Raw genomic sequence first — 22,736 nt, forward strand, 5'->3', positions numbered from 1 at the left:
GGAAATATGAGGGGCTTTTTCTATCTTGTTTTTTTCATGACATTGACAGGTGTTCCATTTATAGAGGCAAATGCAGGGGCCTTTGTTATGCCTATTGATATGTACGAAAGCGATCCAAACACTAATGACACTCGTGTAGTTCTACAACTAGTTGACTGGGAGGAAAATGATACCGACCGAAACCCATGTTACGAGTCTATGTTTTGTTATGTTGGTCCAGATGTGAAATATCGCAGTGCCCCTGTAAACCCGGGGATGTATGGTAGCTGTGAGCTGGGGCATCATTGTATTGAAATCTCTAAATATGAGACCAGGAAGAAGGTAGCCGAGGAGTACAAAAAAAAATTTCCGTTACCATATCAATCAGATTTCCTTTTGCGATCCTCTGAAGCAGATTGTGTAGGATTGTTTTATATTCGACACCAACCTACTATAGGTGATTCAGATGCACAGCAGTGGCCTGGTAGTGTTTGTGGCAAGGTGCCATCAGTCAAGCAATCTTGCAGTCTTTCTTTGCCATCTGTAATTGATCATGGCAATTTAGGGCAAAAGAATCTCAATGGGAATAAAAAAACAATAACCGGAAATGTGCAGTGCACGTTATCTGCTGACCTGACTTTATATGCGAAATCTTCAACTGGTGAAAAGTTTATTTATCTAGATCCTAAAAAAACGCTTTACTCCGATGTGGATATCAATGGCTCAAATGCTTGGAATGGTGTTCCAATAACGGTAAGTGGAAATAATCCCTATTCATTTTCTTTTTCATCCAAACTTCAATCATTGGGTAAAGTTGATGCAGGTGCCTATTGGGGAGATGTTATTGTGATTATGGCTTTTAATTAGTTTTGATGCTAATGATACTGGGGAGTAATAAGGTGAATAACTTGTTTGTTCTTAAACGTATATGTGTGATGTTACAAGTTCGGAAAATGATAGGGTACTGTATTGTATCTTATGGTTGTTATTTCCACCTACTATTAGCAGCCGCATTTCTTTTAACAGGGTGTGCTCAAGAGCTCACACCGAAGAGAGTTCCGACATCAAGTAAAATAAAAGTATCGTCAACATATAAAACACTGGTTCATTCTTCATTCCCCTCTGTATCTGGAGGCGGTGATTGTCGTTTTGTCGGCACTATGCAGCCCTCGGCTGACAACAATTCCGGCAAACTGGCGCAGTGTACTCGCGAGTTGGAGGCGTTGAAGCAGTTCAGCGGCGCTAAATACACACGCTACAAAGCCGAGTTTGATCGCATTGCCCGTACTGGTAGTCAATATTTGGCGGTGGCTAACGGAATCAGTGAAGATATCAATGATTTGGTACGTCCTAAGTATCAATATGCCCTTACCAGTTTGTGTTATCGTATAAAAAACGACTTATCATTGGCATTAATTAATCAGGTAGATGCACAATGAGCTGTATACGAATGCATTTTCATCGCTGTGCCTGGTTATTAATTGGTTTTTTGGGAACGGTTGATATTGTAAGTGCGGCAGAAAGTGGAAACTATACACCTCCTGGCGGTACGCCCTCGGTGGATAGCTTGATGGAAAGCGCCAGTAATTCTGATTATGGTCTGAGTACCCTAATGGCGCAACAGTCCAAATCTGGTGAGTCATCTTCAAACAGAAGTGCATCAAAACATACAGTTGGAACATCCATTCTTGTTGGTATGGGGGCCTCGTCCGGTGGTAGCGAAGCAGCAGCCCGTAAAGTATTGCGTGCAGAGAATCGTAAGCTTAAGAGACAACTTACCGATAGTATTGCAGAGTTGAAGTCTTCCCAGACTGAACTGGAGAAGAGCCGTAAGCAGCTATCTGACCATCAATCAGTCAGGGTAGAAGTGCAGAAGCAAAAGGATACGTTACAAAAACAGTTAAGTGATCATCAGACCCTGCTGACGGCTACGCAGCATCAGTTCAAAGAAGCACAAACGCAGTTGGAGGCCGTACGTAAACAGTTCAGAGAAGCTAACATTGCCCGAATGCAGTTAGAGGCGGCATTGGTTTCTACTCGTTATCAACTAGTGCAAGCCAATGATCGAGCGGTAAAAGCCAGTAAATCCGTGAGTGTACCGCTCGATAGCAATAACCGTAAGCGTGACTATGTCGTGGGCCAAGCGATGGCCTCGGGGCTAAAAGAGACACTGGCGAGTTATGCAGAAAGTGGGTTATCTCTGGATCCTGTTCGAGTGACTGCCGGATTAACTGATGGATTACGCAATCGCATGCAGCTTAAACGCAGTGATATGGATAAATACTACCTGGCCTTTGCGGAGCAATTACAAAAACAGGTAAATGCCAAGGTTAAGATGGGAGAAGCTCTGATTGCGGAGAAAACTGCCGGACGCAAGCCAGCAAAGAAAGTCAATGGCTTGGTGTACTTTGTGGTCAAGAAAGGTCACCCTATTAAGGATCAGGATGCACCGGTTTCGCTAGCTTTGTCTGAGCAGATTGTTGATGGCGCCACTTTAAGCGCTATTCCGACACTGACACTTACCGCTGACGATGATATACCAGCCGTAGTGCGTGAGGCGCTTCCATTGTTAGGCGAAGAGGCAGAAGTTGATGCTTATGCTTTAGCTAAGGTCGTGTATGGCAACTTACCGATGCCGAAAGGGGTAACCCCATTTACTGTCTTGGTCTATCACCTAAAGGGGATTAAACCCCAGTGAAAATAAACCATTATGGCCCACCATTAAATTCACTTTCCTCACCCTTACTCGCCTTGGAAAAGAGGAATCAATGAGAATATCAATGGGTTAATCAGACAAGACTTTCCAAAGGGAACCGATTTTAATGAAGTCGCTGATCAGGAAATAAAATTTGTGGTAAACCGATTAAATAATTGCCCCAGAAAAATGCGAGGAGGGAAAACACCGAACGAACTATTTAAGGGAATACAAACATGTTTACTTCCAGATTAACGATGGTTGCACTTGTATCATAGTAATTATGGTGGTTAGCTTATTATGTGAATCTACCCTACACTATAATTTTCCATTCACATATTATCAATCAATGAAGAGAATAATTCCGCCTCACCTACCAACTCATAATCGATAACAGGACTCCATAAGATACCAAAATCAATCTCCATCTCGGTTTTCAACATCTCTAATGAATCCAGATATTGTGATGGAATTGAATGAATAATTTTTTCCGGCACTAAAGAAACACCATTGCGTTTAATGATCAGCTCAATCATGACCATAATATCATTAGTTCTTAACATTAAATTCATACTATTATTATAAATAGAAAATGCGTTGATACCATTGGTAGAATCAATCGATATATCATTTTCATTAATAAGCTGATGCAATGATGCTATTTTAGCATTTAATTCTGTTAAGCTCTGACCCCAATCACTGCCTTTTTTAAAAAGACAAACAAGTTTCTCAGTAAAAATCTTTTTCGGCGTAAGTGATGAAATTAATGGCATAGGAACAATGGCGATATGTAATAAACCAGAGTTTAACAGACTCATTTGCTGCTCAAATGGCAAACCTGTAATTAGCACTAACGTAACTTTCTCCTGTCTACTTAAGAAAAACTGTTCTTCCATTTTCCTGGAATCATAAATCGGGAAACAGGAGCTGGCATAAAGATAATGTGGGGCGTCGTCTTGCAAATCATGGTGAACCTGAATCTTAAATTGCTCAAAATGACCCAGTAATTTCTGCGCATTCTCAAGTGTTTTTTTGCCGAAATCAGTCAACCTTGTACCATGTGGTCCTCTGGAAAACAGAAGAGCACCAAATAAAGCTTCCAGTGCATTAATTTTCTTGGTCAATGCAGGTTGCGAAATATGTAGTATTTGAGAAGCCTTATGATAATTAAGTGTTTCAGCTAAGACGATAAAAGCCTTGAGATTACGCATATCCATACTTTCACCATTCAGGTTTATTTTAAGTGCTTTCATTGCGTTACTATTTCAGTAATAAACTAAATCTCTATAACTTTAATTAATTAAATAGAGAGTAAACAACAACTATAAAATGATCAATTAATTTATGATAAAAACATTGGCAATATATATAACGATACTTTTAACAATAACTTACTCGTGTTCTCTAGATGAATAGGTAAATAATAAAACTAAATAAAGTCAGTTAGAAGATAATAGATACGCCAATTTTTATGGGTATTCCCATATCAACTTTTCTGAATTATGCAATATGTATTTCTAGCTATAACAAGATAAAGGTTTTTTTCAAAAATCGTTATTGCTAAAATATAAAAAATCAATTATTTCGGTAAAATAATTAGCATTAGCCAAATTAAAAGATATAAATTAAAATCATTAATTTTCAATATGATAAATATAACATTCAAATGGAAAAATTTAATTTCATATATAAAAAACAATGAAAATATATATTTAACACACAATCAAGCCAATCTAAAACAGAATGTTCATTATAAAATGGAAATTTAAAAAATATAATTATCAATATTTACCAATAAACCACATAGCAAAAAAAATAACAAGAATACCAACCAAGGTTAAACTAAACCATATGTCTGGAAAAAAGATATTAGCTACAAATGCCCAAATGACAATAATCCCAAAAGGAATGACCTCCCACAAGAAATCCTTAAACCATATTAAAAAAAGATCCTTAAACCATTCCTTACTAAAAAATTTTTTACTCATATACTAATCGCACTCGATAAACAATAATAAAATGATACAGCATGAAAAAGTCCTTAAAAAATACAAATCTATATCCTAGGATCACATAACAGCAGGCACATCAGCCATATAGTATATAGGATGATAGAATTTATTAAAAATAAGCCAAAGCTAAGCATATAAATAAGATTCCAAAATGGTGCTACATCTTATACCACTCATAATTATATGTATAACAATGGGTTGAAGAAGGCCATGTGTAGCAGAATTATGAAACGTTATTTACATGCTTAGCTTTTACGCTTATCATTTATACGTTTCTCACTTATATATGAAAAAATAAAAAGACAAATAAAAACAATAATAACACCAAACAATGCTAACCATCCCCATATATCTGGAAAAAAGACTACAGCCATCATTGACCAAACAAAAATAATTATTACAGGTATAGTTGACCACAAAAGATCCTTAAACCATATTAAAAAAAGATCCCTAAACCACTCTCGGCTAAAAATTTTTTTTACTTTATTCATGATTAATTATTCCAATAATCTCAGAAACAATATCATCTTCGCTACACTTTTTCCCAATAAGGCTAACACCCTTTGACAATACAGGTTAAAATATAAATACCTTTGCCATTTTTTATCTCCCTAAAAAATGAATTAGTCAAAAAGTGCCACACTAGTGTTTAACGGATGGAGTTTCTAGTTTAAGTGAAAGAATATGACCATCCGAAACTCTCATATTAATCAGATTAGCTTCAATTGACGACAACAGCTGAAAACATAGCATCATCACCAATGCCAGTTTCTCCTCTGAAACTAACAGACTATTCTCTAATGCATCATTGAGTTGTTGTAATAACTGCGCTCTATCGTCCATACGGCTAACCCCATTAATGATTGAAAATTCGAGTATAACACTGATGTATAAAAAATAGATAGATCAATTATACAATAGCAAAACATTGAACAAGGGCTACATTCCTTTAATGATGTTCAAGATAGCACTATAATTCAAGCTCCTTAAAGATGCAGGCTTTTATAATACTTAAAACCAGAGTAAGTAACAGGGCAAAGCCCCTACACCCAAATCTGATTTTACCTGGAAAGACGGGAATGAATATGTAAGTATAAAAATGGTAATTATACAAATACTTTAAATCCTATTTTCCCAAATATCTTCTACAAACAAAACGACTCCTTCTAACAAATAAATAAATTGTTATAAATTATTTAGGGAAAAATTCGATATTGAACTATTAATTTTTTATATTTTAATGTTAAGGTTACACTTCCACCGCCTAAGTACACAGCTTAGGTAATTTAAGCAAAGAACTCATATGGTAGTTGTTTATGTCACAGGCGGATTCACATGATAAGTGCAACATCATTTATTTGTCGTTAAATGGTAAGAAACAAGGTTTAATTTCTGCTGGTTGTTCAACTCTGGACTCTATAGGAAACCGATATCAAAAGGGGTACGAAGATCAAATATAGGTGTTGAGTTTAAATCACATGATAACTCGCGTGCGAAATGTAGAGCATCACCCATTGCAGTTCATTAAGCCAATAGATAAATCATCTCCATTATTATCAATGGCAATCTCTTCAAACGAATTACTGAATGCGGTTTTCTTCTTTTATAGAATAAACCCTGCTGGACAATTAGAGCTTTTTCATGAGGTTAAATTAACAGAAACGAGTATCGTTGACGTTTCTTGCACCTATCCGCATTCGATAAATGATGCCGTATGAGAAAGTCCTTCTCAAATACAGATCCATAACCTGGAATCACGTAACAGCAGGCACATCAGCCTATAGTATATGGGATGATAGAATCTATTAATCACAAACTAAGTTAAGCATATATAAAGATATATGCTTAACAACGTTTACTAATAAACCACATAGCAATAAAAACAACAAGAATACCAACCAAGGTTAAACTAAACCATATGTCTGGAAAAAAGATATTAGCTACAAATGCCCAAATGACAATAATCCCAAAAGGAATGACCTCCCACAAAAGATCTTTAAGCCATATAAAAAAAAGCTCTTTGAACCACTCTTTGCTAAAAAGTTTCTTACTCATATCCGCACTCATATATTAATTAGTTTAATAATTGTAGGAACAATCGCATATTCACTATTTTTACCCCGATAGATTCAAGCACAAAAACAGGATGACTATAAATCCATGTTCCAAAATCTCTCTATACGACTCATATTAATTACATAATTTAATGTCTTTTACATAGGTATTAGGCGACATCCAGGATATTCTTTCACATACCAAATAATGATTGTTCTTTAATTTATAACTCACATATAAAGATGTGGGAAAGCTTAAAAAAAATGAAATAATGGCTATCGAACCAAAATATTTATTAAGGCTATCATGATGTTTAGGATAACGACCAGTTATATTAACAAAAACAACTAAAAACATATAATATGAAACAAAAGGAAAGGAAAAAAATATCATAAAAACACTACTTGAAAATGTTATTTCATCATTCATTTTAACTAAAGAAATTAAATTCTCTCCTGTCAAAAAGAAAGTGAATGACGCTAAAATAAGAATATTAACGGCGATTGTTATATGAATAATCTTTCTTTTATTTTCCATAATCCCCTCAGTTATGAATAAATCAATTGAAATTAAACACAATAACATCAATTACAGAGTTTAATATCTTTTACATATTTATTCGGTGATGACCATGATATCTTCGGGCATATCAAATAATTTCCACTTTTCAGTTTGTAGTTCACATAAAAAGATGTAGGGAAACTTAAGAAAAATGCAACAATAGCTATCATACCAAGATAATTAACACAAGTATCGTGATACTTTGGAATACGAGCCGTCAAATTAAAATAAATAATAAAGCTCAAGAAATAGAAAACCAATGGGAAGAAAAAAAATGCAATTATCATCCCATTAGAAAAAAATATTATCTCAGCCATTGTCATCAATGAAAAAAAACTATCAACAACAACAAACACCCCCAAAGACATCAAAAACAATATAAAAATCGCCCCAATAACATTCATTATTTTTCTTTTATTATCCACAACCCTATCTCGCATATTAATTACATAGTTTAATGTCTTTTACATAGATATTATCGGATATCCAAGATATTCTTTCACATACCAAATAGCTATCACTCTTAAGTTTATAGTCCACATAGAAAGAGACAGGAAAACTCAAAAAAACTGCAACAATAGCTATCATACAAAAATACTTCATATAGACGTCATGATACTTTGGAATACGATCGGTTAAATTAAAATAAATAGAAAAAATTAAAGCATAAGAAACTAATGGGAAGGCAAAAAACCCAATTACTATTTTTCCTGAAAATGTGATTTTATCAGCTATTGTCATCAATGAAAGAAAACTTTCACAGACAACAAACATACAAAAAAACATTATAAGCAACATGAAAACTGCCAGAATAATATGAAGTTTCCTTTTATTATTCACGACTATATTTTCCCCAGTCATAAAGAAATTTATTTAGATCAGCTACAGGGGTTCTTTCTCTATTATAAGCTTCTTTTATTAACTCAATAACCTTCTTACTTATTCCATACCTATCATCCATATAATTTAACACTACAGTAACAACTAAACCAACCGTAATAATTATACCAGCTACGGCGATGATACTGGCACCGGCCACAAAAACGGATGAAATAATAGCACCCGTAGCCCAAGAAGCAAAGGCAGCTACTGCTGTCTTAGCCAAGTCTACAGCAATATTACCTAAAAAATCAGCCAGCGTGTATTCGTCCTTAAAGATATATTCAACAGCTCTATAAGCTACAGAAAATAATATACAGAATTTCATTCCTTTAACTATTCCACTATTTATTCCCTGCTGCCCTATCCCCATGGATATCATCTTCATGTTAGAAGCACCATATCTTGACGCAGTAATAAACTTTCTAACCCCGGCATAACCTGAAATTTTAATATATTTTTCACCATTCTTGCCAACATACTCTGTGGCTTTAATTCCTAATCTTTTAAATTCTCTTACTACATTTGTAAAGTCAAAAGCATCACGTATATTACCTGCATAGGATGATATTGGATCAGCAACTGAAAACATTTTCTTCATCAATGGACTTTTGGGTTTTGGAGAATCAATATCCTCTAAAACACCTTTCGCTTCTTCTAATGATAGCAGTGCAATATACGTTGTGTTCTCTCTTAACTGCTCTTCAAGACCAATAGCATCAAAGAACTCATGCTGGGGTTTTAATTGGTTATCCCCAACATTACCTCTTAGGAAATCCCCTATATAACCTTCCCAAGAGGGGTTGTATTTTTTATATGTCATCGTGAAATTTCCTCTAATATTCTCAACATCAACAGTCGTCACATTAATGTTTAACAGGCGGCGTTTCCAATTTCAGCGAAAGAATACTACCATCTGAAACCTTCATATCGATCGCACTGGCTTGAGTTGACGACAACAACCGAAAACATAGCATCATCATCATTGCCAATTTTTCCTCTGGAATTAACGGACTATTCACTAATACATCCGTGAGCTGTTGTAATAACTGTTGTCTATCTCTATCGTCCATACGGCTAAACCCATTAACAATTGAAAATTCGAGTATAGCACCATTATATAAAAAATAGCCACATTGATCACTCAATAATCATATCGACGATGTAATAGTAAAGCTATATATAAATAGTAGAGCTTCTAAGAGAAAAAATTTTAAAGTGCCTATTTCATCATGACGAAGGTACTATCATTCAAACCTCCTAAAGAATCTCATAAAAGTGTAAAGCCATGATATCCAGATCCGATTTAACCTGACGAAACTGGAATGAAAATGATAGGGATAGACGATTAAAACAAAAGTTACTTCATACAATAAGTAAATAAAGTGTTAATAAAATCATTCAGGAAATAAATTCGGTATTGAGCTATTAATTTTTTTATATTTTAATGCTAAGGTTGTACTTCAACAGCCTAAGGCATACAGCTTTAGGTTATTTAAACAAAGAACTCATATGGTAATTATTTATGTCACATATCATTTATTTATCGCTAAATGGTAAGAAACAGGGTTTAATTTCTGCCGGTTGTTCAACACTAGACTCTATAGGAAACCGATACCAGAAGGGACACGAAGATCAAATACAGGTATTGAGTTTAAGTCATATGATGACTCGCGAACAAAATGTAGAGCATCACCCAGTACAATTCCTCAAGCCAATAGATAAATCATCGCCATTATTAGCAATGGCAATCTCTTCAAACGAATTACTGAATGCGGTTTTCTTCTTTTATAGAACAAACACCGCTGGGCAGTTAGAGCTTTTTTATGAGGTTAAATTAACAGAAGCGAGTATTGTTGACGTTTCTTGCACCTACCCGAATTCGATAAATAATAATGAAATGATGCCGTATGAGAAAATCCTTCTCAAATACAGATCCATAACCTGGAATCACATAACAGCAGGCACATCAGCCTATAGTATATGGGATGATAGAATTTATTGAAAACAAGCTAAGCATATGTAATATATATGCTTAGCATTTACGTTTCTCACTTATATAAAAAATAAAAATTTTCTCAAATCTATTCACAGCACTTTGTTCTATAACCGATAAAATACATTCACTCTACAAAGCTATCGCTTCTGTCGAAACACCGACCAGATTTGCACTTTATTACAAAGAAGAGTAAATAACTCTTTATCATTTTAAAAATATTCCCATCAGGAAAGCAATATGCAACTCAATCTCATTAATATGGTCACCGAAAGCCGTAATCCTGCCAGTACTTGTATTGATACTTTGCCAACCCTTGAAATGCTACGCATTATTAATAACGAAGATAAAAAAGTTGCATTGGCTGTTGAGCAAACGTTGCCACAAGTTGCTAAAACAGTAGATAAAATTGTCGAAGCATTTTGTCAAGGAGGCCGTTTAATTTATATCGGTGCAGGTACATCCGGCCGATTAGGGATTCTGGACGCAAGTGAATGTCCACCAACCTATGGCACCAGACCGGAACAGGTGGTTGGGTTGATTGCAGGAGGGCATCAAGCCATCTTGAGGGCCGTTGAAAATGCAGAAGATAACCGGCAATTAGGCAAAAATGATCTTCAAGCGCTAAACTTTAACTCTAAAGATGTATTGGTTGGTATTGCCGCCAGTGGTCGTACACCTTATGTATTGGGAGCCATGGAATACGCGAAATCAGTGGGTGCCACCGTCGCCTGTATCAGCTGTAACCCTGACAGCCCGATGGTACAAGCAGCCGATATTGCTATGACACCTGTCGTTGGGCCAGAAATCATCACCGGTTCATCACGTATGAAAGCCGGTACGGCACAAAAACTGATCCTGAATATGCTGACCACCGGTGCCATGATCCGTACCGGCAAAGTTTATGGCAATCTGATGGTGGATGTAGAAGCAACAAATGCCAAGCTGGTTGAAAGGCAGAAAAATATCGTCATGGCCGCCACAGAATGCAACCGTGAACAAGCGGAACAAGCACTGGCTGAATGTGATGGGCATTGTAAAACCGCCATTGTGATGATTCTGGCAGGAATAAATGCTCAACAGGCAAAGGCGTTACTGGAAAAGAATCACGGTTTTATTCACTCGGCAATCTCAACTATCCGGTAACGGTTTCCCTTCTGAGAAGGAGTCAATAACATGGCTAAAATTAATCAGGAAATGATTGTTCAAATTCTTAACGCTATCGGCAATGCCGGTAATGTAGCCCAATGTGGCAATTGTATGACTCGCCTGCGATTAACTCTGCACAATGATAGCAAAGTAGACAGAACAGGATTGAAGCAGATCCCTGGCGTATTAGGTGTTATTGAAAGCGATAATCAGCTGCAAATCGTACTTGGACCGGGAAAAGCCCAAGCTGCGGCAGAGATTATGAATAAACTACTGGCATCTTCTGATCATACAGAACCACCAAAACAGAGCAGCGACGATTTAACCGATATTGCTTCTACCAATAAAAAACAGCTTAAAGAGAAGCAGGTTAGTGCCGTACATAAGTTTTTGGCAAAATTCGCGACTATTTTTACACCACTGATCCCCGGCTTTATTGCCGTTGGTCTGCTTTTAGGCTTTGCCACCTTACTTGAACAGGTAGCCGTCCAAGGAGTTGAACAGCCTAACGCCACGTTGATTGAAATTATCGGTTATATGAAAGTGTTCAGTAAGGGTATGTTCAGCTTCCTGAGTATTCTGATTGGCTATAACGCGCAAAAAGCCTTTGGCGGATCGGGCATCAACGGTGCGATTATCGCTTCGCTGTTTGTGCTCGGTTATAACCCAGATGCCACCAGCGGTTTTTACGCGGGTATTTCCACTTTCTTTGGTTACAGCATCGATCCACGCGGCAATATTATCGGCGTTCTAATCGCCGCCATTCTGGGTGCATGGGTAGAGCGGCAGGTGCGTAAAATCATTCCAGACAATTTGGATATGATCCTCACCTCAGCTGTGACTTTGCTGATCATGGGAGCGATCGCTTTTATTATTATCATGCCATTGGGAAGTTATCTGTTTAGCGGTATGTCATGGCTGTTCCTTCATCTTAATGGTAATCCTTTTGGTACTGCAATTCTGGCGGGATTGTTTCTACTCGCCGTCATGTTCGGTGTTCATCAAGGCTTTGTTCCGGTCTATTTTGCGTTAATGGATGCACAAGGCTTTAACTCGCTGTTCCCCATTCTTGCAATGGCAGGAGGCGGACAGGTTGGCGCAGCACTGGCACTGTATATCAAAGCTAAACAAGGCTCGCTGCTACGCACTCAAATAAAAGGTGCCATTATCCCCGGCTTTCTCGGCATTGGAGAGCCGTTGATTTACGGGGTAACACTGCCGCGAATCAAACCCTTTATCACCGCTTGTCTGGGCGGGGCCGCCGGGGGTTTCTTTATCGGTCTGGTCGCTTATTCAGGTTTGCCCGTTGGACTGAATACGGTTTTCGGCCCATCTGGATTGGTCGCACTGCCACTGATGACCTCCAACAGCGGTATTTTTATCGGAATGGCAGTGTACGCAGCCGGGCTGGTAGTTGCTTATCTCAGTGGTTTTGTATTGACTCTGCTGTTCGGCAGTAAAAATATTGATTTGACTTGATATTGCCGATTCGCACATTACCGGAAGTCAATGCTCGCAGCACAGCAGAACCACTGTCAAATTTGCGCCATTGAACATCAGCACCAAATTGCCAGGCAAAATCATCGTTATATTGGGCGATTTTTGCCGGCTTTTGGCGAAGTTGGGTAAGCGATCGTCACTTAAGAAATGAATAAATATGCTTTAAACCCAAAATGAAATTAATGAATTAAATTACCCAAGCCAGATCAATGGCACACAAGTTGCCGTTAATATTCCCATCATAATATTGAAAATAAACCAAGCATTGCGACTACGGAGCAACGTTCCAATCAATGAGCCAAAACCAGTCCACACGATGCTACTCAAGAAACTTATCAATATTGTTGCAACACTAATCATTGCGATGGAATAGAGATACTGTTCACCGGCAATACTGTAGCTGCCAACCGATCCCAATCCCATTAGCCAGGCTTTCGGATTCAAGAACTGTAGTAACCAACCCTGATACCACCGCACCGGCTTGATAACCGCACCATTTTTAGTCTCCAGACGCCGGTAGCTGGCAGTTACTGTTTTCCACGCCAACCACAGCAAATAGAGGCTACCCGCAATTTTCAATATCGTGTGAATAGTAGGATAGATCAACAATAATGCCGCGATACCAAACGCCGCCAGATATAAAATCGTCTGCATTCCCAGAAGAATGCCGAATATCAGCCCCAAAGAGCGGATAAAACCAAAGTTGGCACCAGATGAAGTCAATAACATATTGTTTGGACCTGGCGTAATAGAAGAAATAAACAAAAAAGTTGTTAATGAAAAAATCAGGCTTGCTGTCATGAATGGTTCCTTTCATCCTGAATAATTGGGTTTCCCTTTCACAGAAAATATCAGTATGTTATTTACCATACAAGATAACTCATCATTTAATTCGAAACCATTATGTCCGATATCTTTCGTCCTCTAACCGGAGCCAGTAATCCGCATTTGCAGACATTACTCCCGCGTCTGGTGCGGCGGTATCCTGAACTGCAACCCTACTGGCAACGACTTAATCTGCCAGATAACGATTTTGTTGACCTGGCATGGAGTGAAGATCCAGCAACCGCAGCACATAAGCCACGGCTGATCCTGTTTCATGGTCTGGAAGGCAGTTTCCACAGCCCTTATGCCCACGGTTTGCTTCATGTCTGTCAGAAAAAAGGCTGGCTTGGCGTTGTCATGCATTTCCGTGGATGCAGTGGTGAACCGAACCGTCAAAAACGTCTCTATCATTCTGGCGAAACAGGCGATGCCCGTTATTTTCTGAACTGGTTAAAACAGGCCTACGGTGATGTGCCAACCTCAGCCGTGGGTTATTCAGTCGGCGGTAATATGCTGGCCTGCTATTTGGCAGAAGAAAAAACAGATGCCCAAATCAATGCGGCCGTCATTGTTTCTGCCCCTCTGATGTTAGAAGCCTGTTCCAGCCGGATAGAAAAAGGATTTTCTCAGGTTTACGAGCGCTATTTGCTTAATAATCTGAAACGTAATGTTACCCGCAAATTGCTCCGCTACCCAGGTTCGCTGCCTATCAATCTGTCCCAAGTAAAAGGATTGAAACATATTCGGGAATTTGATGAAATTGTAACCGCAAAAATCCACTGTTTTAAAGATGCAGCGGACTACTACCGTCAGTGCAGCGCTCTGCCTCGCCTGCCTGACATTACGGTGCCACTGTTGATTATTCATGCCAAAGACGATCCCTTTATGGCGTCGGAAGTCGTCCCTGACCTCAACACGTTACCCAAAAATATTGAATACCAATTGACAGAATATGGTGGACATGTCGGCTTTGTCAGTGGTTCACTCAAAAAACCACAAATGTGGCTGGAACAACGCATTCCAGGCTGGCTATCATCTTATCTGGAGCAACCGCAATGATTATTCCGTGGCAACAACTGGAAGCAGAAACTCTGCTAAATTTGATAGAGAGCTTTATCCTGCGGGAAGGTACTGACTATGGCGAACATGAAAAATCCCTTGAGCAAAAAGTCACTGATATTCGCCGTCAGTTGGAACGGGGGGATGTTATGCTGGTGTGGTCCGAACTGCATGAGAGCATCAATATTATGCCAAAAGAAATGTTCCATTCTTAACATTATGGAGTTTACTGCTTATGTCCGCCAAACATCCGATTATTGCGATTACCGGCTCCAGCGGTGCCGGAACAACAACAACCAGTTTAGCTTTCCGTAAGATTTTCCAGCAACTTAACATCAGCGCAGCACAGATAGAGGGGGACAGTTTCCACCGCTACACCCGCCCAGAAATGGACGCGGCAATCCGTAAAGCCAAGGAACAAGGTAGGCATATCAGTTATTTTGGCCCAGAAGCTAATGATTTTGGTATGCTGGAGAAAACCATGATTGACTATGGTGAAACCGGTGAAGGCCGTTGCCGCAAGTACCTTCACACCTATGATGACGCGGTTCCTTACAATCAGCTTCCCGGTACATTTACGCCGTGGGAAGCCTTACCAAAGCAGACCGATGTGCTGTTTTATGAAGGCCTGCACGGTGGCGTAGTCACACCACAACATCATGTTGCCAGTCATGTCGATCTGCTGGTGGGGGTAGTACCGATCGTCAACCTTGAATGGATTCAGAAACTTATCCGCGATACCGGAGAACGAGGACATTCACAGGAAGCCGTGATGGATTCCGTTGTTCGTTCTATGGATGATTATATTAACTACATTACTCCCCAATTTTCACGAACACATATCAACTTCCAACGCGTGCCGACAGTTGATACATCTAATCCCTTTTCAGCCAAAGCCATTCCATCACTGGATGAGAGTTTTATCGTCATCCGTTTCCGTGATCTTACTCAAATTGACTTCCCGTACCTTTTATCAATGTTACAAGGTTCATTTGTTTCAAGTATTAATACCATCGTAGTTCCCGGTGGGAAAATGGGGCTGGCAATGGAATTAATTATGACGCCATTGGTACAGCGATTACTGGAAGGGGAAAAGATTTGTTGATCATAATCTGAGGTCAATTTAGAGAACCCAGTGTTCGAATCCACTTCTTATATTATTCAGTTAAGAGAACAGGTAACTGATATTGGTTACCTGTTGTTATTTTCCAGTCAGGAAATCATTTTTTAATCTGCATCTCTAATTTCAAAGCTGTGGGTCATTTCAACTGATTTCCCCAACATCAACGAAACAGAACAATATTTCTCTGCGGAAAGCATGACTGCGCGTTCAACCGCTTTATCCGTTAGGTCCTTGCCGGTAACAATAAAATGCAGATTAATATGAGTAAACAAGCGTGGCACCTCTTCACGGCGGCGAGAAGTTAATTTCACTTCACAATCTTTTATGTCATATCTGCCTTTCTGCAAAACAGAAATAACATCAATCGTACTGCAACCCCCCACTGCCATTAATACCATTTCCATTGGGCTTGGTGCTTTATCGCCAGCATTTCCATCCATCATTATCTGATGACCCGAAGATGACTCCCCCAAAAGAGACAACCCTTCAACCCATTTTACCCGCGCTTGCATAAGTACCTCTTAAGTCGTTTTTTGCATCAAAGCCTACTCTTTCAGTATTAAACTGGCAATCTAATGAACGGTTTATTATGCTGAAACAATACAAGACAAGACAGAAACCTTTTCCTGTGTTAAAAACAGAAGCAGGTCTGGGTATATGTGGGTTAAGATCAATACTCAAGTTTCGAATTTCAGATAACCTATATAAAACCCTCACCTGTCGGTTTTTCAGCAAACTAATATGTTAAGCTAGTGTCTTTTAAGCCAGCCTGACGAGAAACTTTTAGATTCTCGTGTTATTTAGGCAGCGATAACAACAGAGGATGAAGCGAATGGTTCTCGGCAAGCCACAAACAGACCCCACTCTTGAATGGTTTTTGTCACACTGCCATATTCATAAATATCCATCCAAAAGCACGCTTATTCATCAAGGCGAAAAAGCAGAGACGCTTTACTACATCGTAAAAGGTTCTGTTGCGGTTTTGATTAAAGATGAAGAAGGCAAAGAGATGATCCTCTCCTATTTAAACCAGGGAGATTTCATTGGCGAACTTGGATTATTTGAAGAAGGACAAGAGCGTACAGCCTGGGTACGGGCCAAAAGCGCCTGTGAAGTAGCGGAAATTTCCTATAAAAAATTCCGCCAACTGATTCAGGTAAACCCGGATATTTTAATGCGTTTATCTGCCCAAATGGCAAGCCGTTTGCAAACAACTTCTGAGAAAGTCGGTAACCTGGCTTTCCTGGATGTGACCGGGCGGATTGCTCAGACTTTACTGAATCTGGCGAAACAACCCGATGCAATGACCCACCCGGATGGAATGCAAATCAAAATCACTCGTCAGGAAATTGGTCAGATTGTTGGCTGTTCCCGTGAAACGGTTGGCCGTATTCTAAAAATGCTGGAAGACCAAAACCTGATCTCCGCACACGGCAAAACAATCGTTGTTTACGGTACCCGTTAACACCTAATTAATCAGCGCATTATCCTGCGCTGATTTCTCTTGTACTTATTTACACCAACTGGCTAATTGCCTTCTCCAACCGTTCCATTCCCCGGGTTATCTCTTCTTCACCGATAATCAACGAAGGCGTGAAACGCAGTACATTCCCCCCGGCACTCAACAACATCAGACCATTTTCAGCCGCCAGTTGCAGGATCTCTTTAGATTTCCCCTGATACGGCGTTTGTAGTTCCGCACCAATCAGCAACCCTTTGCCACGGATTTCACCAAATATCGAATATTTCTGATTGATATCGTTTAGAAAATTCACAATCAAATGATGGCGTTTTTCAACACCCTCCAAGACCTCTGGCGTATTGATAATGTCAAAAGCGACATTTGCCACCGCACAAGCCAATGGATTACCACCATAAGTTGTGCCGTGCGTTCCCGGTGCCATCACCGAAGCAATATTCGCTGTAGTCAGCATAGCGCTGACCGGGAAACCATTTCCCAATGCTTTCGCGGTGGTGATAATGTCCGGCACAACATCATAATACATATAAGAAAATAACTTGCCGGTACGCCCCATCCCACTTTGCACTTCATCAAATACCAGCAGTACCTGATGCTGATCGCAAAGCTCACGCAACCCGTGAATAAATGCCGGTGTCGCCGGTGTGACGCCCCCTTCACCCTGAACAGGTTCTAATACAACAGCGCAAGTATGGTCATCCATGACTGCCTTGACTGCATCCAAGTCATTAAAAGGCACATGAATAATATCGGCGGGTTTTGGCCCAAAACCATCAGCGTATTTTGGTTGACCACCCACAGAGACCGTAAACAGGGTACGACCATGAAACCCCTGATGGAATGCGATAATTTTGGTTTTATAGGGATGGTAACGGGTAATGGCATAGTGACGCGCCAGCTTAAATGCGGCTTCATTCGCTTCTGCTCCAGAGTTGGCAAAAAATACCCGCTCCGCAAAAGTTGCATCAATCAGTTTCTGCGCGAGTATCAAAGCCGGTTCACTGGTGAAAATGTTACTGATATGCCAAAGTTTCTCGCCTTGCTGCTTTAGAACATCCACTAGCGCAGGATGGCAATGTCCCAAAGCCATAACAGCAATACCACCAGCAAAATCAATATACTCTTTCCCTTGCTGATCCCATACACGACTACCTTGCCCTTTCACCGGTATAAACTGTGCCGGTGAATAAATTGGCAACATGACTTGATCGTATGTATTTCTGTTTACTGCGGCACGCTCCATCATTTCCCCACCCGTTTTTTATATATACGCCATTCAAAAGTGAAATTATAATCATTTAATATGCATAAAAAATCAAAGATGGGCAAATGAAAAAGATAAATAATTGAAGAAATTATTGGTATCTGGTTAATATCTAAGGAAGTTACTCAGTAGCTGATGCCCTTGCTCGCTGAGAATACTTTCAGGATGGAACTGCACACCTTCCAAGGGCAGAGTACGATGACGAATTCCCATGATCTCATCGACATTGCCGTTATGCTGACTCCATGCAGTAACTTCAAATACTGCCGGTAAAGTCTCCGCGGCAATCACCAATGAATGGTAACGGGTAACCGTTAATGGCCGGTTAAGCCCTTTGAACACACCTTGCTGATTATGATGAATGGCAGAAGTTTTCCCATGCATCACTTCCCTGGCTTTTACCACACTGGCACCGAATGCCTGCCCAATTGCCTGATGCCCAAGGCAAACACCAAGGATCGGCAATTTATCCGAAAAATGAGAAATCGCAGCCAGAGAAATGCCTGCTTCATTTGGGGTACATGGGCCTGGGGAAATAACCAGATGAGTCGGTGCCAATCGCTCAATATCTTCAAGCTGTAATTCATCATTGCGCTTGACTAAAACATCTGTTCCCAATTCACAAAAATATTGATATAAGTTATACGTAAAAGAATCATAGTTATCTATTATTAATAACATAGGAGTCTATCCTACCCATTTTTATCGCTGTATTTGTTGTCCTGCCAACCCTGCAATTTGTTTATCATGAACAACATGATTTCAGGTAAAACGGCCTAACGACAACGGGGCGGCTATCATAGCACATAAGCACTTGCCGCATAGTGTAACAAAATCAATGGCTACTTTTTCCTCAATCAACTTACTCTCATACCGCTACAAAACATAGGCTCTTTTTGATATTCAATAAGTAAGGTAATTGTTATGAAGACAAAACTGATTATAGCATCTCTTTTTTTGCTGTCCTTCCCCACGCTGGCTGCAACTAAAGCTGCAAATATTTTCTTCCCAGAAAAAGGGGTTATTTGTGATAAAAAAGGAAAATACTGCGCTGATCAGCAAGGTTTATCGCTAAAACTCACCGAAAGGTATTTAGGAAAAAAAGCCTCGAAACATCTGAAAGAAGAGATTGGTGACGGGAAAAATATTGATCTTACATCTTACACTTTGAGTAATGGTGTTCACTGCGAGAGTAAAGAGAAGAAGTGCTACAAAAACAGATATTATCCACGAACCGAAGAAAATACAGAATTTACCAAGAAGCTGTATGAATAACTGTAAAACGGGCCTGCATTAAATAAAGGCCCGAATTGTTAATCAGATGAAAATTCACCAAGAGACCAAACTGCCATAATCGCAGTTGATCATTAATGTCTCAGAAGAAAGTTAAGGAATAATCTTAGCAGATAGGATAACCACGGGTTTCACTGGCACATTCTGATAGGGGCCAACATTTTCAGTTTTTACTTGAGACATTTTATCTACAACATCCATACCTTTTACAACCTTACCAAATACTGCATAGCCAAAGTCACGCTGACCATGATCAAGGAAAGCATTATCCGCTACGTTGATAAAGAATTGACTAGTAGCACTGTCTTTATCTGCGGTACGCGCCATAGAAATCGTTCCGCGTAAATTACGCAGCCCGTTATCCGCTTCATTTTTAATGGTTTCTTTAGTCGCTTTCTGCTGTAAATCTTTGGTAAAACCGCCCCCCTGAACCATAAATCCAGGGATTACCCGATGAAAAATTGTGTTGTTATAATAGCCCTCATTGACGTATTCAATAAAGTTTTTGGTTGTAATCGGCGCTTTCTGGCTATTTAATTCCAGTTCAATATTACCCTCTGTTGTCACCAGTTTCACATGGGTTTCACCCGCAGCCAGAGCCAGAGGTGCCATTGCGCTCAGAGAACATGCAGTGACAAGTGTTACTAAAATACGTTTAAACATTCTGGATTCCTATATATTAAGGTCAACAACACAAGCTGAAATCAATTCTAATAATCTCCTCAGCATAGTGCTCAATATTTACTTACATTTACGCTATCAATCGGTTGGTGCTTTGGATAAAAATTTATCCTCTCACAATAGATCAGATTTTATTTCACAAATAAGGCAGTAATTGACGGCAAAATAGCAAATTTGGCTTAACTCATCAGAAATAGGTCATTATTTTTAATCCTGTCAACCAACAGTGGCTATCGGTATAATCTCTTTTGGCATATATTCAGTGCATTTCTCAGGGAGATAACCATTTTGACCATCAAAAACCACAACTATCATATGACCCGTTTTATCACGAGCGCACCTGATATTCGCCATCTGCCTCAAGATCTGGGCATTGAAGTCGCGTTCGCTGGTCGTTCAAACGCAGGTAAATCCAGCGCGCTAAATGCCCTGACGAAACAGAAAAGCCTCGCCCGTACCAGCAAAACACCTGGCCGAACACAACTCATCAATTTATTCGAAGTGGAAGAAGGAATTCACTTGGTTGACCTACCCGGTTACGGTTATGCCGAAGTACCAGAAGAGATGAAGCGTAAATGGCAAAAAGCATTGGGTGAATATCTGCAAAAACGTGAATGCCTGATTGGACTGGTAGTGCTGATGGATATCCGTCATCCACTGAAAGATCTTGATCAACAAATGATCCAATGGGCGGTAGCAATGCATGTACCGGTTATTGTGTTGCTAACTAAAGCCGATAAACTGGCATCTGGTGCCCGTAAAAGCCAGTTGAATAAAGTACGTGAAGAATTAGCCGCTCTCAATGGCGATATTCAAGTGGAATATTTCTCCGCCCCGAAAAAAATCGGCATCGATAAACTACAACAGAAACTGGACATGTGGTTCAGCCAACCAACCGCCCAAATTGAAAACAATAGCTAATACCGCCTTTTTTATTCCGACCCGTTAAATTCAAATGAAAAAATGCCCCAGTCAAAACTGACTGGGGCAGCTAATATTCAGCTATAAATCCGATTACGTGAAGTAAAAGGTCTGAAAGATAGAACATCTTACCTCTGTACCCTACGTCAGTCACTCTACCCTATTTTATTTCTCAGAAAAAGCCTTTTTGTAATTTATTTTCAATGACTATCTCGATTCAGCAGCGAGTTTTGATTGTTTTTACACCATTAAATGTAGTTTAATTACATATTTATGCGATCTAGATCTAATATGCATCGAACGGTGCAACAAGCTTGGGAAGATGAGAATACCAGAGCACATGGTAACTAACCTGAACTTCGTTTAAGAAAGGAAGAAAAGAAGAAAAGAAGGGAACTCAGTGCCTGAGGCACGATCAACGTTTTGGCTTAGAAAACAAAATCGTGGAGAGCCTCAGGCTATGGTGACTTTAGAAGAACTTTTCTGCTGCGTCGATGATTTTTGCCAAAAATTTATTCCTCTTTGGGAACAACAGCTCATCGAGAATGATTTGCTCAAACGTCATCGTGCGACTTCCTTGTCTCTGAGCGAGGTGATGACTCTCCTTATTTTATTTCACATGAGCCATTACCGTCATTTTAAGGCGTTTTATACTGAGCATGTGCAGCAATATCTCAAGGCGGATTTCCCAGGCTTGGTTAGTTACCATCGGATGATAACATTTCCACCAAAATCGTAGTTTGTCATAATCTGCGTATTTCTCGAAATAAGGTTTTCGAGGGCGTGGCACAGCGAGGAAAAACCAGTACAGACTGGTTTTATGGCTTTAAACTTCATCTGATTATCAATGATTGTGGTGAACTGTTGGCCGTGAAATTAACCGCAGGAAACAAGGATGATCGTCACCCTGTCAAAGTGCTGACAATGGCGATAAAGGGTATTTATCACAGGCTTTATGCGATGAGTTGGAAGCGGAAGGCGTTACGTTAATCACGCATGTTCGGGGTAACATGAAAGCTAAAGCATTATCGCTCTGGGATAGGTTGATGTTAAGACAGCGCTTTTTGATAGAAACGGTCATTAACCCGCTCAAAAATATTTCTCAGATAGCGCATTCAAGACATCGTAGTCAGCTCGGTTTTCTGCTGGAAATTGCCGCAGGCCTTATTGCTTATACATTCCAACCTAAAAAACCGAGCTTGAATTTACAGGATAATGATATCGCTATTTTTAAACGAAGCTGAGGTTGATTAGAAACTCTCAG

28 protein-coding genes and 4 pseudogenes are annotated in these 22,736 nt (G+C 39.5%); 15 read left to right on the forward strand and 17 right to left on the reverse strand.

Going from position 1 to position 22,736, the window contains the following annotated elements; translation table 11 throughout:
* The first annotated feature begins 6 nt into the window (after positions 1–6).
* From C5471_RS16710 to C5471_RS16725, 4 genes and pseudogenes are all read left to right on the forward strand, one after another.
* On the forward strand, positions 7–846 hold the full coding sequence (locus C5471_RS16710) for an MrpH family fimbial adhesin (protein WP_133814319.1): 840 nt from the start codon (positions 7–9) through the stop codon (positions 844–846).
* A 65-nt stretch (positions 847–911) separates the two neighbouring features.
* Positions 912–1,418: a hypothetical protein gene (locus C5471_RS16715; RefSeq protein WP_166296173.1), complete on the forward strand. Its 507-nt coding sequence runs from the start codon at positions 912–914 to the stop codon at positions 1,416–1,418.
* Positions 1,415–2,677, forward strand: coding sequence for an FKBP-type peptidyl-prolyl cis-trans isomerase N-terminal domain-containing protein (locus tag C5471_RS16720; RefSeq protein WP_133814317.1), 1,263 nt, complete (start codon positions 1,415–1,417; stop codon positions 2,675–2,677). Before C5471_RS16715 ends, C5471_RS16720 begins: the two co-directional genes overlap by 4 nt.
* 27 nt (positions 2,678–2,704) lie before the next feature.
* Positions 2,705–2,929 (forward strand): annotated as a pseudogene (locus C5471_RS16725) (transposase); the annotation flags it as partial.
* Between the two features lie 77 nt (positions 2,930–3,006).
* Here C5471_RS16725 and C5471_RS16730 read toward each other — a convergent pair.
* The 4 genes from C5471_RS16730 to C5471_RS16745 all read right to left on the reverse strand — a co-directional run bounded on the left by C5471_RS16730 (position 3,007) and on the right by C5471_RS16745 (position 5,529).
* Positions 3,007–3,927: a LysR family transcriptional regulator gene (locus C5471_RS16730; protein ID WP_242688750.1), complete on the reverse strand. Its 921-nt coding sequence runs from the start codon at positions 3,925–3,927 to the stop codon at positions 3,007–3,009.
* Positions 3,928–4,455: 528 nt separating this feature from the next.
* The gene (locus tag C5471_RS16735; protein ID WP_133814316.1) at positions 4,456–4,662 is read right to left on the reverse strand and encodes a hypothetical protein; all 207 of its coding nucleotides are present in this window, start codon (positions 4,660–4,662) and stop codon (positions 4,456–4,458) included.
* 269 nt (positions 4,663–4,931) lie between these two features.
* Positions 4,932–5,177 carry a hypothetical protein gene (locus C5471_RS16740; protein WP_133814315.1) on the reverse strand — a complete coding sequence of 82 codons (246 nt, stop codon included), beginning with the start codon at positions 5,175–5,177 and terminating at the stop codon, positions 4,932–4,934.
* Positions 5,178–5,328: 151 nt separating this feature from the next.
* Entirely contained in the window at positions 5,329–5,529 is a 201-nt protein-coding gene (locus C5471_RS16745) for a hypothetical protein (RefSeq protein WP_133814314.1), read from the reverse strand.
* Between the two features lie 473 nt (positions 5,530–6,002).
* Between C5471_RS16745 and C5471_RS16750 the strand changes: the two are divergent.
* Positions 6,003–6,495 (forward strand): annotated as a pseudogene (locus C5471_RS16750) (Hcp family type VI secretion system effector).
* A 36-nt stretch (positions 6,496–6,531) separates the two neighbouring features.
* On the opposite strand, the gene C5471_RS16755 reads toward C5471_RS16750, so the two are convergent.
* The 6 genes from C5471_RS16755 to C5471_RS16780 form a co-directional block, all read right to left on the reverse strand.
* Entirely contained in the window at positions 6,532–6,741 is a 210-nt protein-coding gene (locus C5471_RS16755) for a hypothetical protein (protein ID WP_133814313.1), read from the reverse strand.
* Between the two features lie 135 nt (positions 6,742–6,876).
* Positions 6,877–7,278 (reverse strand): DUF1240 domain-containing protein, encoded by a 402-nt coding sequence (locus C5471_RS16760; protein ID WP_133814312.1) that lies wholly within the window; start codon positions 7,276–7,278, stop codon positions 6,877–6,879.
* Between the two features lie 47 nt (positions 7,279–7,325).
* A complete protein-coding gene (locus C5471_RS16765; RefSeq protein WP_133814311.1) occupies positions 7,326–7,727 on the reverse strand; it encodes a DUF1240 domain-containing protein in 402 nt (133 codons plus the stop codon).
* Between the two features lie 16 nt (positions 7,728–7,743).
* Positions 7,744–8,163: a DUF1240 domain-containing protein gene (locus C5471_RS16770; protein ID WP_133814310.1), complete on the reverse strand. Its 420-nt coding sequence runs from the start codon at positions 8,161–8,163 to the stop codon at positions 7,744–7,746.
* The gene (locus C5471_RS16775) at positions 8,135–9,004 is read right to left on the reverse strand and encodes a hypothetical protein (protein WP_166296176.1); all 870 of its coding nucleotides are present in this window, start codon (positions 9,002–9,004) and stop codon (positions 8,135–8,137) included. The genes C5471_RS16770 and C5471_RS16775 overlap by 29 nt, the downstream gene beginning before the upstream one ends.
* A gap of 43 nt (positions 9,005–9,047) precedes the next feature.
* Complete coding sequence (locus C5471_RS16780; protein WP_133814309.1) at positions 9,048–9,254, reverse strand: hypothetical protein; 207 nt, start codon at positions 9,252–9,254, stop codon at positions 9,048–9,050.
* 452 nt (positions 9,255–9,706) lie between these two features.
* Between C5471_RS16780 and C5471_RS16785 the strand changes: the two genes are divergently transcribed.
* The 3 genes from C5471_RS16785 (at position 9,707) to murP (ending at position 12,805) form a co-directional block, all read left to right on the forward strand.
* The gene (locus C5471_RS16785; protein ID WP_133814308.1) at positions 9,707–10,186 is read left to right on the forward strand and encodes an Hcp family type VI secretion system effector; all 480 of its coding nucleotides are present in this window, start codon (positions 9,707–9,709) and stop codon (positions 10,184–10,186) included.
* Between the two features lie 231 nt (positions 10,187–10,417).
* Entirely contained in the window at positions 10,418–11,323 is a 906-nt protein-coding gene (murQ, locus tag C5471_RS16790; protein WP_133814307.1) for an N-acetylmuramic acid 6-phosphate etherase, read from the forward strand.
* Between the two features lie 30 nt (positions 11,324–11,353).
* On the forward strand, positions 11,354–12,805 hold the full coding sequence (gene murP, locus C5471_RS16795) for a PTS N-acetylmuramic acid transporter subunit IIBC (RefSeq protein WP_133814306.1): 1,452 nt from the start codon (positions 11,354–11,356) through the stop codon (positions 12,803–12,805).
* Here the strand turns inward: murP and tauA are convergent.
* Positions 12,795–12,966, reverse strand: a pseudogene (tauA, locus tag C5471_RS24470) (taurine ABC transporter substrate-binding protein); the annotation flags it as partial. The gene murP and the pseudogene tauA sit on opposite strands and share 11 nt — an antisense overlap.
* Before the next feature lie 52 nt (positions 12,967–13,018).
* Positions 13,019–13,627, reverse strand: a complete 609-nt coding sequence (locus C5471_RS16800) for a LysE family translocator (protein WP_133814305.1) — start codon at positions 13,625–13,627, stop codon at positions 13,019–13,021.
* 102 nt (positions 13,628–13,729) lie between these two features.
* Here C5471_RS16800 and C5471_RS16805 point away from each other — a divergent pair, with 102 nt between their 5' ends.
* Genes C5471_RS16805 through C5471_RS16815 form a run of 3 tightly spaced genes read left to right on the forward strand, consistent with a single transcriptional unit; the run spans position 13,730 to position 15,815 of the window.
* A complete protein-coding gene (locus tag C5471_RS16805) occupies positions 13,730–14,710 on the forward strand; it encodes a hydrolase (RefSeq protein WP_133814304.1) in 981 nt (326 codons plus the stop codon).
* Positions 14,707–14,925, forward strand: coding sequence for a YheU family protein (locus tag C5471_RS16810; protein ID WP_133814303.1), 219 nt, complete (start codon positions 14,707–14,709; stop codon positions 14,923–14,925). Before C5471_RS16805 ends, C5471_RS16810 begins: the two co-directional genes overlap by 4 nt.
* 20 nt (positions 14,926–14,945) lie before the next feature.
* Positions 14,946–15,815, forward strand: coding sequence for a phosphoribulokinase (locus tag C5471_RS16815; RefSeq protein WP_133814302.1), 870 nt, complete (start codon positions 14,946–14,948; stop codon positions 15,813–15,815).
* Positions 15,816–15,937: 122 nt separating this feature from the next.
* On the opposite strand, the gene C5471_RS16820 is transcribed toward C5471_RS16815, so the two are convergent.
* On the reverse strand, positions 15,938–16,345 hold the full coding sequence (locus C5471_RS16820) for an OsmC family protein (protein ID WP_133814301.1): 408 nt from the start codon (positions 16,343–16,345) through the stop codon (positions 15,938–15,940).
* A 320-nt stretch (positions 16,346–16,665) separates the two neighbouring features.
* Here C5471_RS16820 and crp point away from each other — a divergent pair, with 320 nt between their 5' ends.
* Entirely contained in the window at positions 16,666–17,298 is a 633-nt protein-coding gene (crp, locus tag C5471_RS16825; RefSeq protein ID WP_004240730.1) for a cAMP-activated global transcriptional regulator CRP, read from the forward strand.
* A 49-nt stretch (positions 17,299–17,347) separates the two neighbouring features.
* On the opposite strand, the gene argD is transcribed toward crp, so the two are convergent.
* Both argD and C5471_RS16835 read right to left on the reverse strand, forming a co-directional pair.
* Complete coding sequence (gene argD, locus C5471_RS16830; protein ID WP_133814300.1) at positions 17,348–18,559, reverse strand: bifunctional acetylornithine/succinyldiaminopimelate transaminase; 1,212 nt, start codon at positions 18,557–18,559, stop codon at positions 17,348–17,350.
* Positions 18,560–18,682: 123 nt separating this feature from the next.
* On the reverse strand, positions 18,683–19,258 hold the full coding sequence (locus C5471_RS16835; protein WP_133814299.1) for an aminodeoxychorismate synthase component II: 576 nt from the start codon (positions 19,256–19,258) through the stop codon (positions 18,683–18,685).
* Positions 19,259–19,501: 243 nt separating this feature from the next.
* Between C5471_RS16835 and C5471_RS16840 the strand changes: the two genes are divergently transcribed.
* Positions 19,502–19,852, forward strand: a complete 351-nt coding sequence (locus C5471_RS16840) for a YcgJ family protein (protein WP_133814298.1) — start codon at positions 19,502–19,504, stop codon at positions 19,850–19,852.
* 111 nt (positions 19,853–19,963) lie between these two features.
* Here the strand turns inward: C5471_RS16840 and ppiA are convergent, their stop codons facing one another.
* A complete protein-coding gene (gene ppiA, locus C5471_RS16845) occupies positions 19,964–20,533 on the reverse strand; it encodes a peptidylprolyl isomerase A (RefSeq protein ID WP_133814297.1) in 570 nt (189 codons plus the stop codon).
* 306 nt (positions 20,534–20,839) lie between these two features.
* On the opposite strand from ppiA, the gene yihA reads away from it, so the two are divergent.
* Complete coding sequence (gene yihA, locus C5471_RS16850) at positions 20,840–21,472, forward strand: ribosome biogenesis GTP-binding protein YihA/YsxC (RefSeq protein WP_133814296.1); 633 nt, start codon at positions 20,840–20,842, stop codon at positions 21,470–21,472.
* A 70-nt stretch (positions 21,473–21,542) separates the two neighbouring features.
* On the opposite strand, the gene spfP is transcribed toward yihA, so the two are convergent.
* On the reverse strand, positions 21,543–21,599 hold the full coding sequence (spfP, locus tag C5471_RS25510; RefSeq protein WP_445375908.1) for a small protein SpfP: 57 nt from the start codon (positions 21,597–21,599) through the stop codon (positions 21,543–21,545).
* Positions 21,600–21,932: 333 nt separating this feature from the next.
* Here spfP and C5471_RS16855 point away from each other — a divergent pair.
* Positions 21,933–22,716: pseudogene (locus tag C5471_RS16855) on the forward strand (IS982 family transposase).
* The last annotated feature ends 20 nt before the right edge of the window (positions 22,717–22,736 follow it).

The sequence above is a fragment of the Photorhabdus tasmaniensis genome (assembly GCF_011189505.1).
Classification (GTDB): Bacteria; Pseudomonadota; Gammaproteobacteria; order Enterobacterales; family Enterobacteriaceae; genus Photorhabdus; species Photorhabdus tasmaniensis.